13 protein-coding genes are annotated in these 13,297 nt (G+C 39.5%); 5 read left to right on the forward strand and 8 right to left on the reverse strand.

Annotated features, from left to right (window positions below):
* Positions 1-191: 191 nt before the first annotated feature.
* A complete protein-coding gene (locus HYU69_02550; GenBank protein MBI2269217.1) occupies positions 192-602 on the forward strand; it encodes a BrxA/BrxB family bacilliredoxin in 411 nt (136 codons plus the stop codon).
* Positions 603-656: 54 nt separating this feature from the next.
* Here HYU69_02550 and HYU69_02555 read toward each other — a convergent pair whose 3' ends face one another.
* From HYU69_02555 to HYU69_02565, 3 genes are all read right to left on the reverse strand, one after another.
* Complete coding sequence (locus HYU69_02555) at positions 657-1,919, reverse strand: hypothetical protein (protein MBI2269218.1); 1,263 nt, start codon at positions 1,917-1,919, stop codon at positions 657-659.
* Between the two features lie 48 nt (positions 1,920-1,967).
* Positions 1,968-3,290: an amino acid permease gene (locus HYU69_02560; protein MBI2269219.1), complete on the reverse strand. Its 1,323-nt coding sequence runs from the start codon at positions 3,288-3,290 to the stop codon at positions 1,968-1,970.
* Between the two features lie 110 nt (positions 3,291-3,400).
* On the reverse strand, positions 3,401-4,372 hold the full coding sequence (locus tag HYU69_02565) for a M23 family metallopeptidase (protein ID MBI2269220.1): 972 nt from the start codon (positions 4,370-4,372) through the stop codon (positions 3,401-3,403).
* Between the two features lie 80 nt (positions 4,373-4,452).
* Here HYU69_02565 and alaS point away from each other — a divergent pair, with 80 nt between their 5' ends.
* Both alaS and tnpA read left to right on the forward strand, forming a co-directional pair.
* Entirely contained in the window at positions 4,453-7,119 is a 2,667-nt protein-coding gene (gene alaS, locus HYU69_02570; GenBank protein MBI2269221.1) for an alanine--tRNA ligase, read from the forward strand.
* A gap of 303 nt (positions 7,120-7,422) precedes the next feature.
* Positions 7,423-7,857, forward strand: a complete 435-nt coding sequence (gene tnpA, locus HYU69_02575) for an IS200/IS605 family transposase (GenBank protein ID MBI2269222.1) — start codon at positions 7,423-7,425, stop codon at positions 7,855-7,857.
* A gap of 21 nt (positions 7,858-7,878) precedes the next feature.
* On the opposite strand, the gene HYU69_02580 is transcribed toward tnpA, so the two are convergent.
* The 4 genes from HYU69_02580 to HYU69_02595 all read right to left on the reverse strand — a co-directional run bounded on the left by HYU69_02580 (position 7,879) and on the right by HYU69_02595 (position 10,610).
* A complete protein-coding gene (locus tag HYU69_02580; protein MBI2269223.1) occupies positions 7,879-8,187 on the reverse strand; it encodes a type IX secretion system membrane protein PorP/SprF in 309 nt (102 codons plus the stop codon).
* Positions 8,188-8,381: 194 nt separating this feature from the next.
* Entirely contained in the window at positions 8,382-8,711 is a 330-nt protein-coding gene (locus HYU69_02585; GenBank protein MBI2269224.1) for a type IX secretion system membrane protein PorP/SprF, read from the reverse strand.
* A 71-nt stretch (positions 8,712-8,782) separates the two neighbouring features.
* On the reverse strand, positions 8,783-9,019 hold the full coding sequence (gene atpC / locus HYU69_02590) for an ATP synthase F1 subunit epsilon (protein ID MBI2269225.1): 237 nt from the start codon (positions 9,017-9,019) through the stop codon (positions 8,783-8,785).
* A gap of 73 nt (positions 9,020-9,092) precedes the next feature.
* Positions 9,093-10,610, reverse strand: coding sequence for a F0F1 ATP synthase subunit beta (locus tag HYU69_02595; GenBank protein MBI2269226.1), 1,518 nt, complete (start codon positions 10,608-10,610; stop codon positions 9,093-9,095).
* 302 nt (positions 10,611-10,912) lie between these two features.
* On the opposite strand from HYU69_02595, the gene HYU69_02600 reads away from it, so the two are divergent.
* Both HYU69_02600 and HYU69_02605 read left to right on the forward strand, forming a co-directional pair.
* Positions 10,913-11,854: a bifunctional riboflavin kinase/FAD synthetase gene (locus HYU69_02600; GenBank protein MBI2269227.1), complete on the forward strand. Its 942-nt coding sequence runs from the start codon at positions 10,913-10,915 to the stop codon at positions 11,852-11,854.
* Complete coding sequence (locus HYU69_02605) at positions 11,851-12,468, forward strand: leucine-rich repeat domain-containing protein (GenBank protein ID MBI2269228.1); 618 nt, start codon at positions 11,851-11,853, stop codon at positions 12,466-12,468. The genes HYU69_02600 and HYU69_02605 overlap by 4 nt, the downstream gene beginning before the upstream one ends.
* A gap of 18 nt (positions 12,469-12,486) precedes the next feature.
* On the opposite strand, the gene HYU69_02610 is transcribed toward HYU69_02605, so the two are convergent.
* Positions 12,487-12,996 carry a hypothetical protein gene (locus HYU69_02610; GenBank protein MBI2269229.1) on the reverse strand — a complete coding sequence of 170 codons (510 nt, stop codon included), beginning with the start codon at positions 12,994-12,996 and terminating at the stop codon, positions 12,487-12,489.
* Positions 12,997-13,297 lie beyond the last annotated feature (301 nt).

Here is a 13,297-nt window from a genome sequence, read left to right on the forward strand (position 1 = left end):
CAGGTAAGCTATCCTACTATGTTTTATCATTGGACAATTTTTAAATCAACTTGATTGAATGACAAGAGCCGTATGAAGTGAGAGCTTCACGTACGGTTCTGTGAGAGGCTTAGGGTGAAACTCCCTTTGCCTACTCGACCGTATTTTTTTGTAACTTTGGCTATAATTAAACTTAAAGGAAGGAAATAATCATGTACCCAGAAGCAATAGTAAAACCAATGAAATCCGAGTTGACCTCGGTTGGTTTCGAAGATCTTACAACGCCCGAAGCTGTTGACGCGGTAGTTAATAGTAAGGGAACTGTTTTAGTAGTGGTGAACTCTGTGTGCGGTTGTGCTGCAGGAGTGGCACGGCCGGGAATAAAACTTGCAATTCAGCATAGTAAGAAACCGGGTAAGTTAACTGCTGTGTTTGCCGGATTTGATACTGAAGCAACGGCGCAGGCACGCAAACATTTTGCACCTTATCCCCCATCATCCCCATCGATCGCGTTGTTCAAGGATGGTAAGCTGGTTCACTTTATCGAACGTCATCACATTGAAGGCCGTTCTGCGGCCATGATCGCCGATAACCTGAAGATGGCATTTGACGAGTATTGTTAAGATTCTCTCCGCGTTTTCCCAAATGAGAAAAGAAATTGATAAAAGGGCTGTTCCTTATAATTGGGAGCTGCCCTTTTTATTGTGGCTTTTTTGGAGAGAATCGGAGGCGGGCTTTACACTTAGCATCAGATTCGATTGCTCCTCTTTGTACTTATAACCTATTCCGAACGGAAGTGGTTTTACTTTTAACGAATCTTTTTTGTACGTATCTACAAGGTCGGCTTGGTGTGCGGTTGAAAATAACGGAATAGTTCCGGTATATGTTCCGTAAAGTGTGATGGTGCGTGTGCTGTCATTAAAAAATTTCCACGGTATTCCTGAGTCATCCTGTAATATTGCTCTGCTGTTGTTTAAAATCGTGGAGCGTATTTCCGAAAAAAATCCTTTGTGCATCAGGTATGAAGCCGACTTTAAATAAGTAACATCCGCCCCTTGTTTCTTAAGAAAAATTTTGAATTCCTGATTTTTAATGAACGGATCGTTGCCAAGATTAACAGAAAAATACATAACAGAATGTTCAATGCTGTCAGGGCCCGAAAAATCTATTTGTACCCCGCGGTTCTTTAGAGAATCAGTATTCGCTTTTGAAAAAGAAGAATAACTCACTAGTTCTCCCGCGGAGTTAACCGCGACCGGTTTAATATCAATGATACTATTGCCTGTTCGCGCAATAAAAAACAAAAGAATATGGATTGTTCCGTTCACATCCTCTTTGTGAAAATCAACGGCCATGGATTTGGTCCGGAAAAAACTGAAGTTTAAAATGGAGGAGAGCGATCTGTTAATTGTGTTAAAGTAAAGTTGTATGCTATCTGTCTTATACATTTCCATGAGATTCGGAGTAGTTCCTACAGGCTCTAATCCTACAAGAATATATTTAGTTGCATGTGGAAATAAAATATGCGCGTTTAAAATATCCGCTCCCGCAAAAGGGTAGAATAATGTTTTGGTATGCAGGTTATTCAGTTCTTTTTCAGCCCAGGGTTTCATCTTACTGATCTTTGAGTTGCTGACCCGTTCCCAGTTTTTATCCATTCCCGCGGAATAATTTTTCCATTCTTTGTGGTTTAGTAAAACCGGATCCAATTTGCTTCCGGTATCAATTTTAAGCCCTGCAATGTAACGGGCAATGTCATCAAGCTCGCGATTGATCGGGCGCACTTTGGGTTTTACCTGAACACTATCAATAACGACAGGCTTTTTGAGGGTATCTTTTTTTATTGCAGACGTTTCGTGTTTAGACCGATCGGTTCCGCACGCGAAGAAAAGTGAGATGATAAAAATGAAATATAGTGAACCGGCAGAAGTTTTTTCCATAAAATATTAAAACAAATATAGTGGTTTAATCATTTGAGAAGTTGAAGATCAAAGCGAGATGGATCGTTTTCCAAAATAATAAAATATAAGTCCGCTTAATACTGTTGTTATGGCTGCCAATGATACGAGGGGCTTATCGGCAATGCCAAAATAAATCAGCCAGATACTGATAGCCATAAAGACAATCGGTGTTAACGGGTAAAAGGGTGTTTTGAAAGGTCGGGGAAGGTCGGGTTGTTTGATGCGTAATACGACTAATCCCGCCACAGTCAGAAAAGTGAACAGGTTCAATGTAAAGCCGATAAATGTTATCACCTGGTCGAAGGTTGAAGTGAAAACAAAAACCAGTGCGATGACCGATTGAACAAGTATGGCATACGCCGGAACTTCATATTTATTTTTTTGCGCAAGTTTTTTAAACAGGGGAAAATCCTCACCCATAACACTTATTATGCGCGGGCCTGCGAGTGTCATAGAGCTGATGGTGGAAATTAATTTTATAGCAATGATGAGTGCCATTATTTTTCCGCCTACTGTCCCGAAAATATATGTTGCCGCAACAAATCCAACTTCTTTTTTCCCTTCCATCTCAGCCAATGGAGTTGTATACAAAAAGACAAAATTCAGCAGGATATATAAAAGTGTAACAAATGCGGTACCACGTAATAATGCTTTGGGCAGGTTTTCCTGTACGTTTTCCATTTCACCTGCTATGTATGCGGCCGCGTTCCATCCGGAATAAGCAAAGGTTACAAAGAAAAAGGAGATGGCGAATGAGGAACTTAATACTTCATGAAGTGCGGCGTTGTTGGGTGTAAAGTCAGCATCGCCGGTGTGCCCGGTGAGCAGTCCGTTTATAACAATGATCAGAATTGTTACGATGCTTATTGCCGTAAAAGTATTTTGGAAGCGGCTTCCGATCTTTACTTTTAAAAAGTGGATACAAGTCACAAGAAGAATGATGATGGCGGCAAACAGTCCGGAGCTGATGTCAGTGCTCCCAATTAGAACGGGGGATAAATCACCACCTTTTTTTAAATATTCGGCAAATGCCATAGAAGCGGCAGCAACAGGCGCGGCGAATCCGACAGTGGCCGATACCCAGCCGGATAAAAACCCCAATGCCGGATGAAATATTTTTGAAAGATAATTATACTCACCACCCGATCGCGGCAACGCTGCTCCTAACTCGCCGTAACACAAAGCTCCCAATAAAGCCGCTACACCGCCAATGAGCCAAAGCAACAATAATGCAAATCCCGATTTGATGCCCATCACCTGGTAACCAAGGCTGGTAAATACGCCTGTGCCGATCATGTTTGAAATTACAACAGCCGTTGCGGTATAGTAGCTGATATTTTTTTTCTCCATAATTTTTAAACATGAATTAAGTTGGCAATAGGCAGTTTGCAGTTGGCGAAGTTATATCATTGCCAACTGCCTTTTGGCGAATTGCCAACTTAAAGCTCGTGCAAGCGCTATTAATCAAATGACTGCGACGCTCTTGAAGCCTGTTCAATAAGCTGTTGATATTCGGCAGGAGTAAGATCGTTAAAGAAGTAGTTGATCGGATTAACTTTTTCACTATTGCGTATCACTTCGTAATGTACATGCGGACCGGTAGATCGGCCTGTGCTTCCGACAAATCCGATCAGTTCGCCGCGCTTCACTTTTTGCCCTACATGCGCTTTTATTTTACTCATATGTCCGTACAATGTTTTGTAACCGAATCCATGATTAATTACTACGTGGTTTCCGTAGCCTTGCATAACATCGTCAGCGATCTCCACTATTCCATCACCCGTTGAATATATTTCAGTTCCTGTATTCGCGGTAAAATCAATGCCGGGATGAAATTCCGGGGTCTTGTAAATAGGATCGGTACGCCAGCCGTAACCTGCGGGAGGATGTTTTAAATTTTTATTAGAGATAGGTTGAATGGCAGGAATGCATGTCAAAAGTTTCTCTTTGTTTTTTGCCATATTCACGATCTCGTCAAACGATTTGGATTGAATGTAAAGTTGTTTGGTGATGCGGTCGAGTTGTTTGGTGGTTTCAACAATAAGATCCGAATTCTCATAGTTCATGAGTTCGCGGTAGCGGTCAACTCCTCCGAAACCGGCTTTGCGCACATTGTCGGGAATAGGTTCCGCTTCAAAGACGGCCCTGTAAATATTGTCATCGCGCTCCTGCATTTCCTGCAAAATGGATGATACCTGCCCCATGCGTTTATCAAGGAGTTCATATTGCAGGCGCAGATTTTCGATCTCGCGTTTTTGTGTTTTTTCTTTAGGAGAGTCGAAATAGGTAAAGGCTACAAATATTGTAATAGCCGCAAATACACTGCCTGTGGCGAGATACGAAAGGAACTTATAGAAGCGCTGCTTAAACGTTACTTCTACTTTTTCGTAGGTAAGTGATTTGGTATTAAACTTATATTTTACTTTTGACATATTCTATTTTCAAGCCTTCATTTTGTGAATCGTAAGCATTTGACAATTCGTAAATTCGCAATTATTCGTTATCTGTATCAATGAACTCAAACCAAATTCGTCAAACATTCTTAGATTTTTTTAAATCGAAAGGACATGTTATTGTTCCATCGGCTCCTATGGTCATTAAAAATGATCCAACATTGATGTTCACCAATGCCGGAATGAATCAATTTAAAGATCTGTTTTTGGGTAACGTTCCGGTCAAATACCCGCGTGTTGCTGATACGCAAAAATGTTTACGTGTTTCGGGTAAGCACAACGATCTTGAAGAAGTTGGTGTCGACACCTATCATCACACAATGTTCGAGATGCTTGGCAACTGGAGTTTTGGTGACTATTTCAAAAAGGAAGCTATTGCCTGGAGTTGGGAGTTGCTCATTGAAGTTTACAAGATTGATAAGAGCCGGTTATATGTTACAGTTTTTGAGGGAAGTCCGACAGAAAAGCTTGCATTCGACCAGGAAGCTCATGATTGCTGGAAAAAATATATTGCCGAAGACCGCATCATAAAAGGAAATAAGAAAGATAATTTCTGGGAAATGGGTGATACCGGCCCATGTGGTCCATGCACTGAGATACATGTGGATATGCGTAAAGATGAAGATCGCAAAAAGGTTGATGGTAAAACATTGGTGAATAAAAGTGATCCACAGGTAATTGAAATATGGAACAATGTATTCATGGAGTTCAACCGCAAAGCAGACGGATCACTGGAGAAACTTCCTGCGCAGCATGTGGATACAGGTATGGGTTTTGAGCGTTTGAGTATGGTTTTGCAGAATAAGCAAAGCAGCTATGATACAGATATTTTTCAGCCGATAATTGAAAAAATTGAAAACCTTTCAGGGTTGCGATATAAGCCGGACAATGAACAAAACCATAAACAGCAACTTATTATTAATATAGCTATGCGTGTGATCGCGGATCACATCAGGGCTATTTCATTTTCTATTGCCGACGGGCAGTTGCCATCTAATACAGGAGCCGGTTATGTTATACGTAGAATTTTAAGAAGGGCTATCCGGTATGGTTATCAGTCATTAGGATTGAAAGAGCCTTTTATGTATCGTATTGTTCCTGTACTTTCCAATCAAATGGGTGGTGCGTTCCCTGAATTACAATCACAAAAATTATTGATAGAAAAAGTTATAAAGGAAGAAGAAGTTGCGTTTTTCAGAACACTTGAAAATGGTTTGAAAAGAATTGACCAGGTTTGTATTGCTATTGCCAATGAAAAAAAATCTTCAATTGTTGATGGTTCTGTTGTATTCGAACTGTATGATACATATGGTTTTCCTGTCGATCTTACTTCTTTGATTGCAAAGGGATATGGGTTGGAGATAGATGAAAAAGGTTTTTCGGCGGAATTAGAAAAACAAAAAAATCGTTCGCGGGAAGCGACGGCTGTTGATACCGGGGATTGGGTTGATTTAAAAAATTCCTTCAAAATTTCAAGTGCCAACCTTTCTGGTTTTGTGGGTTATGAACTAACTGAATGTGAAACTCATATACTTCAATATAGAAAAGTTACTGCGAAGGGAAAAAATTTATTTCAATTGATGTTAAATCAAACTCCCTTCTACGCCGAAAGCGGTGGCCAGGTTGGCGATACAGGCTATCTGGATAATGGCACTGAGAAAATTTCCATCGTTGATACAAAAAAGGAAAATGGTATAATTGTTCATTTTGCAGATAAGTTGCCCAAGGATCTTTCCAAGCCCTTTAAAGCGGTTGTAACTAAAAGCAAACGTTTGCTCACCGAAAATAATCATAGCGCGACACATTTACTGCATGCCGCACTACGTAAAGTATTAGGAACACACGTAGAACAAAAGGGTTCATTGGTAAATGATGAATATCTGCGTTTCGATTTCTCGCACTTTTCAAAAGTAACAGATGAAGAACTCGCAAAAATCGAACAGATCGTAAATGAAAAGATACGCGAGGATATTCATTCCGATATAAAAGAACTACCGATTGATGAAGCGAAAAAACTTGGTGCAATGGCTTTGTTCGGAGAAAAATATGGGGATGTGGTGCGCGTAGTAACTTTCGATAAGAATTATTCTATAGAGCTGTGCGGAGGAACGCATGTAAAAGCAACCGGCCAGATCGGCTTATTTAAAATAATTTCTGAAAGTGCGGTAGCTGCGGGTATTCGTCGGATAGAGGGCATAACTTCTGTGAAGGCTGAAGAATATGTGAATCAGCAATTGGCTGTAATTGCACAGTTGAAAGAGCTGCTTAAAAATCCAAAAGATGTTGCAAAAAGTGTTCAATCATTGCTTGAGCAAAACAGCGAGTTGAATAAACAGGTTGAAACACTTTTAAAAGACAAAGCCAAACAGTTGAAAGCCGAATTGCTTGGAAAAATAAAATCACACAACGGTGTTAATTTTATTTCCGAAAAAATAGGATTGGATTCTGCTGAAGTGATTAAAGATCTTTCATTCGAATTAAGAAACGAAGTACAAGATCTCTTTATGGTGCTTGGTGCCGAAATAAAGGGTAAGCCAAGTCTTTCTGTTATCATCTCAGATAATTTAGTTGCGGAAAAAAAATTGAATGCCAGTAATATCGTTCGTGAACTTGCTAAAGAGATACAAGGAGGAGGAGGAGGGCAACCTTTTTATGCAACTGCGGGTGGGACTAATCTTTTGGGCTTAGAAAAGGCGTTGGAGAAAGCGAAAGCGATTATTCAATAGATTAAAATAGCGGCACACAGTTTGGCTAAGCCAATAGGTTTTGTTCTTTTTATTATCTGTTGGCTGAAGCCAAATGGTAATGAGTAGTAGCGGTATTAATGACAAAAGGAATGAAAGTAAAAAAACAGTTTTGAAATATTGAATTTCATTTCTGTTGGCTTCAGCCAATTGTGATAAATATTTAGTTATCAATAATTAAAATAAAATAGTTTCTAAACAAAAAATTTCATTGCCGTTCGGCTTTAGCCAACGGCAATGAAAAATAAAATCAATCTCGGCTTTAGCCGAACAAACACAAGCAGCATGTCATTTGTAAAAATCTGGGTGCATTTGGTGTTTACTACTAAAAATAGGGAGCCTTGGCTAAAAAGTGAGATCAGGCATGATGTGCAGAAGCATATTATTCAAAATTGTAAAGAGAAAGAGATTTTTCTGCAAGCCATTAATGGCTGGACAGAACATATACATTGTTTGATCTCTTTGGGGAAAGACCAAAGCATAGCTAAAGTATCACAATTAATAAAAGGAGAATCTTCTTATTGGATTAACAAAAATAATTTAGTTCCTGAGAAATTTGTTTGGCAGGATGATTATTGGGCAGTTTCTGTGAGCCAATCACATTTGGAAAGAGTTGTTAACTACATCAAAAATCAAGAAACGCATCATTCAAAACGATCATTTAGTGAGGAGGTTGAAGAGTTTGTAAGTAAATTTGGGTTTGAAGTAATTTCGCAGTAGTACTATATCACAAAAGTATATTTAGAGTCCATTATTCTTAATAAATAATCCGCTCGCCTTTTTATTTTTAAATGAAACACCCAGGTGGATTTCATGAGTGCCTCCTGTTGAAGAATTGTTTAGCTTGGATACTGTGTAGTCATAGCTATAGCCTAAATTAATCCATTTAAATCGAAACGAAGTTGCAACAATCAAAGCATCTTCATTTCGATATGCAAAGGATAGAGAAAAATTTCTATAGCATACTTTAATGCCTGGAAGAGTTATCCTGAAATCCTTGCAGTATAGTCTCGTCAGGTTTAGTAATGTGATATGCTGAGAATCCTGCATAAAAATGATTTGTTGCAATCAGCATACCGGTGCTAATGTCGAAAATGTCGGATGCCGATTTGTCTGGGGCAGGTAGCGTATTGTAAACAAACCCTCTTTTAGGATCTATCTGGTCGCCAAAAATTAAAGAAGACCAGTCATTTTTTTTTCCTGGAAGGCAAACTCAACTAAGGGAACAATAAATAATTTTTCGTTTAGTAATTTAAACACTGGTGCATAAGTAATAGCGGCACGCGAAGAGTGAAAAGCTTTCCACCAGCTTCATCATACATAAAATAACCACCCATGCCTCCATGGAGTTTTTTAAAGTATTGATCCCAGGAAACGAGTGTTGTTTTATAGTAGCCGGAAAGTTTTGGCCATTGATCCCTATATGTCACATCGGCATTCATACAACCGTTTGCTCCAGCTAATGAAGGATTTAATGTTAGTTTAGATGAATGCCATTGTGAAAAATGAGGGTCTTGGGCAAGTATATTTGAAGCTCCTGCAATTATAATCAATAGAGCCAGTTTCAGTTTCATGCCTTAAAAATAATAAAAAAGGGCTCATCAATATTTTGATGAGCCCTCTGCCACAGATCAGCAAAAGAAAATTACTCCGCCAACAAAATCACTTTATTCTTCAATACTTCTACAACGCCGCCATTAATGTTAAAGTTTTCCGTTGCATTTTTTTCATTAACCACTTTAACGGTCCCTTTTTTTAAGGATGCGATCATAGCTGCGTGGTCATCTAAGATACCAAACGAACCATCTGTACCGGGAAGCTTAATTGATTTGGCTTCGCCACTGAATAATTTTTTGTCGGGAGTGATTATTTCTAGAAACATATTTGATTTGGGATTTGGGATTCAGGATTTGGGATTTTTATTCCTTAATCCCAAATCCTAATTCCTTAATTTTTTAATTGGCTTCCGCTAACATTTTCTTACCCTTCGCAATAGCTTCCTGCAGGTTACCTACAAGGTTAAACGCTGCTTCAGGATATTCATCAACCTCTCCATCCATAATGGTGTTGAAGTCTTTAATTGTATCCTCGATCGGAACAAATACGCCTTTTAAGCCGGTGAACTGTTCCGCAACGTGGAAAGGTTGTGATAAGAACCGTTGAACACGTCTTGCGCGGTGTACAACCAGTTTGTCTTCTTCAGAAAGCTCATCCATGCCAAGGATGGCAATAATATCCTGTAATTCTTTGTAACGTTGGAGAATTTGTTTAACACGTTGCGCAGTATTATAATGCGCATCGCCCAACACTGCTGGTGTTAAGATACGTGAGGTTGAATCCAATGGGTCAACCGCAGGGTAAATGCCCAACTCGGCGATCTTACGACTCAATACCGTTGTTGCATCTAAGTGAGCAAATGTTGTAGCAGGTGCCGGGTCAGTTAAGTCATCCGCAGGTACGTAAACCGCCTGTACAGATGTGATAGAACCACGTTTAGTTGAAGTGATACGTTCCTGCATCGCACCCATCTCAGTGGCCAGTGTTGGCTGGTAACCTACTGCTGATGGCATACGACCTAAAAGAGCTGATACTTCTGAACCTGCTTGTGTGAAACGGAATATATTATCGATAAAGAAAAGGATATCACGTCCGCCACTTGTTTTGTCATTTGGATCTCCATCGCGGAAATACTCGGCAACTGAAAGTCCGGAAAGGGCCACACGCGCACGGGCTCCCGGAGGCTCGTTCATTTGTCCGAATACGAGGGTAGCTTGTGATTTAGCCAATTCCTTCATGTCAACTTTGCTCAGGTCCCAACCACCTTTTTCCATGGAGTGCTTAAACTCCTCACCATATTTAATAACGCCTGATTCGATCATTTCACGCAATAGATCGTTCCCTTCGCGGGTACGCTCACCAACACCGGCAAATACCGATAATCCGGCATAACCTTTCGCGATGTTATTGATCAATTCCATGATAAGTACCGTTTTACCTACACCTGCACCACCAAACAAACCGATCTTACCTCCTTTGGCATAAGGCTCAAGAAGGTCAATTACTTTAATACCCGTAAACAGTACTTCTGTAGAAGTGGAAAGTTCATCATATTTAGGAGGCTCCCTGTGAATGGAATAGCCTTTTGATTTATCAACCTTACTGATGCCGTCAATGGCTTCACCCACAACGTTAAACAGGCGACCTTTAATCTGTTCGCCGGTTGGCATTTGGATTGGCGCTCCTGTAGCCACAACTTCAGTTCCACGGCTAAGTCCGTCCGTAGAATCCATCGCAATGGCGCGGATCGTGTCTTCACCCACGTGTTTCTGACACTCCAATACAATTACAGAGCCATCAGGGCGTGTAACTTCAAGTGCATCAAGAATGTTGGGTAGTTTTAGTCCCTGCTGTTCAAAACTAACATCAATTACCGGTCCGATGATCTGGGTAATTTTTCCTTTAATATTCGCCATTTTATCTAGTTATATATGTTATAAGATATAGGGTAAAAATTTTCGTGTGCAAAGGTATTATTTTTTGCATTGAAAGCGAATAGGTGTTAATAAAATTTCATCAACGCATAACAGATGCGTACGGATTTACGAATCGTAAAGTACCGCATTTATCAATCGGTATCTGCGGCAATATGAATTTAACAATTATAGAATGGTGCTACGTAAAAACGCAGGCAATTCGTACATTCGTTTTTTATTCGCCTGCCTGCCGTTGCGAAAGCTAATGTCCAGACAGGCAAGTTATTCGTTGATTATAAGGCATGAAAGTATATTCTGATATAAAACAATTTAAAGGTGTTAAATTCCCGGTTGTAACCTCCGGAACTTTTGATGGGGTGCATGTGGGTCATCAACGGATCATACAGCGTTTGACCGAGGTAGCTAAACATTCGGGGGGAGAAACGGTATTATTGACATTTTATCCACACCCCCGTATGGTGCTTTTTCCTGATGATAATGAGCTGAAATTGTTGAATACGCAGGAAGAGAAGATCAGGCTCCTTGAGAAACAAGGCATAGATCATTTAATAATTTACCCTTTTACTAAAAAATTCTCAAGGCTTTCATCGGTAAACTTTATTCGCGACATCCTGGTGAACAGTATAGGTACCAAAAAACTTGTTATTGGTTATAATCACCATTTTGGCCGTAACAGGGAGGGCTCGTTCGAACATATGAAGGAATACGGGCCGGTTTATGGCTTTGACGTGGAAGAAATTCCGGCGCAGGACATTGATAATGTTGAAATAAGCTCGACAAAGATAAGAAAGGCTTTACAGGCAGGAGATGTGCGGACTGCCAATGCTTTTCTCGGTTATTCATATACATTGACCGGAAAAGTTATAAAAGGCCGGCAATTGGGCCGAACCCTTGGTTATCCGACTGCGAACCTGTCTGTTTCCGATAAATACAAGCTTATTCCGGCGAATGGCATATATGTTGTAGAAGTAAATTATGGGAATAAAACATATAAGGGTATGATGAGTATAGGCTTGAATCCAACCGTGAACAGTGGTAAAGACCGGAGTATTGAAGTTAATATCCTGGATTTTGAGAAAGATATATATGGGGATGATCTTACAATCAGTTTTATTGACAAAATTCGTGATGAAGAGAAATTTGAGAGCCTTGAAAAGCTGAAGCTGCAATTAGGGAAGGATAAGCAGCAGACCCTGAAAACATTTGAAAAATTAAATTCTTGAAGACCATAAATCTATCGGTTCTTGTTGTATTTGCTGCATTTTTTGTATTCCCTTATGGCGACACAAAGGCACAGCAACTTGATTCATTAACACTTGATACTTTGCAGCCTTTTACAAGTATCCAGGAGGCTCTGAAGCAGCCGGATAAAGTGGTGAAGCTGGAGTTGCGGAGAAATAAACTCAAAGAAGTTCCTCCGGAGGTTTTTCTGTTCAAAAATCTGCAGTACCTTGATCTGAGCAAAAACTCAATAAAAGTACTGCCTCCTGAAATTGACAGTTTGCAGGCCTTACAAATTCTGATCTTAAAAAAGAATGATCTTGTAACACTTCCGAAGCAGATCGGCCATTTAAAAAATCTTGTTGTTTTGGATGTCAGTCAGAATGACCTGATTACTTTGCCACCTCAAATCGGGGATCTTGAAAATCTTGAAGTACTTGAATTATGGGACAATGATCTTGGGGATTTTCCTGAACAGATGGCTTACCTCTTTAAGTTGAAAGAGCTTTATCTGCAAAGTATTCTTATTGATGAAGATGAGCAGCAGCGCATCAGGGGAATGCTTCCTAAAACGAATATTCACTTTTCCCCAAGCTGTAAGTGTAAGACGCAATGATCAGTTGAAGGTTAGCCATTATTGTTCCCGCACTAAAATTTCCATCTTGTCATTGTCGCTTTCGGCCAATTTGGTTTTAAACTGATGTTCAATCGCGCCATTGAGTTCGGCAATATTGTTTACCGGCGAGTCAAATACAGGAAAGGTGATCTTTTTATATTTCGCTTTTTGAATAAATTGATTAAAGTATTCCGGGTTTTGTCCCCATTTTCTGTACACCATAATGTCGGGCTGGTATTTCAGATCCTCAGATAAATTTTTGTTCATGAATCCGAGTGTGACTTTACAATTCAAATAAAAAATATATGATAACTCTTCATAATTGGTAGCGAGAACAAGATCCTCTGTATTCTTATAGTTGTCCGCTATGTATGGAATAATGTAATCAAGCGGTCCTTTTAATTGATGCGTGATTTGGTAAATGTATTTCTTCTCATAGTTTATTTTCTCACCCATATTAATTGCAACAAGTCTAACCAGGATAACAAGTATGGCAAGCTTTGTAATGTTTCCAATTGTACTTTTCATGCGGGAGGAAATATATTTCAATATGCACACTAAATCCATTAACATAATAAGTGTCATTATAGGTTGTAAAACAATAAAATATCGTGTAAATAAAACTACCGGCAACTTGGCTGTAATTAAACAAAACAAAATGAAGAAGACGGTCATGAGGAGTGAAAGCCTTTCCATTTTATAATCCGGAACTGCTCCCTTTTTGTTTTGTTTGTAGGTAATGTACCAGGCAATTAGTTGTACGCATTTGACAAATAATGCCGGGTAAAAGAACTCATGCATTTTAATAACATCAATAATGTGATTGAAT

Source organism: Bacteroidota bacterium (genome assembly GCA_016183775.1).
Lineage (GTDB): Bacteria > Bacteroidota > Bacteroidia > JABDFU01 > JABDFU01 > JABDFU01.

Bases quoted from the DNA above. Each gene is read 5' to 3' on its own strand.
- HYU69_02550 (MBI2269217.1), top strand. From the start codon at position 192: ATGTACCCAGAAGCAATAGTAAAACCAATGAAATCCGAGTTGACCTCG.
- HYU69_02555 (MBI2269218.1), bottom strand. From the start codon at position 1,919: ATGGAAAAAACTTCTGCCGGTTCACTATATTTCATTTTTATCATCTCA.
- HYU69_02560 (MBI2269219.1), bottom strand. From the start codon at position 3,290: ATGGAGAAAAAAAATATCAGCTACTATACCGCAACGGCTGTTGTAATT.
- HYU69_02565 (MBI2269220.1), bottom strand. From the start codon at position 4,372: ATGTCAAAAGTAAAATATAAGTTTAATACCAAATCACTTACCTACGAA.
- alaS (MBI2269221.1), top strand. From the start codon at position 4,453: ATGAACTCAAACCAAATTCGTCAAACATTCTTAGATTTTTTTAAATCG.
- tnpA (MBI2269222.1), top strand. From the start codon at position 7,423: ATGTCATTTGTAAAAATCTGGGTGCATTTGGTGTTTACTACTAAAAAT.
- HYU69_02580 (MBI2269223.1), bottom strand. From the start codon at position 8,187: ATGCAGGATTCTCAGCATATCACATTACTAAACCTGACGAGACTATAC.
- HYU69_02585 (MBI2269224.1), bottom strand. From the start codon at position 8,711: ATGAAACTGAAACTGGCTCTATTGATTATAATTGCAGGAGCTTCAAAT.
- atpC (MBI2269225.1), bottom strand. From the start codon at position 9,019: ATGTTTCTAGAAATAATCACTCCCGACAAAAAATTATTCAGTGGCGAA.
- HYU69_02595 (MBI2269226.1), bottom strand. From the start codon at position 10,610: ATGGCGAATATTAAAGGAAAAATTACCCAGATCATCGGACCGGTAATT.
- HYU69_02600 (MBI2269227.1), top strand. From the start codon at position 10,913: ATGAAAGTATATTCTGATATAAAACAATTTAAAGGTGTTAAATTCCCG.
- HYU69_02610 (MBI2269229.1), bottom strand. From the start codon at position 12,996: ATGAAAAGTACAATTGGAAACATTACAAAGCTTGCCATACTTGTTATC.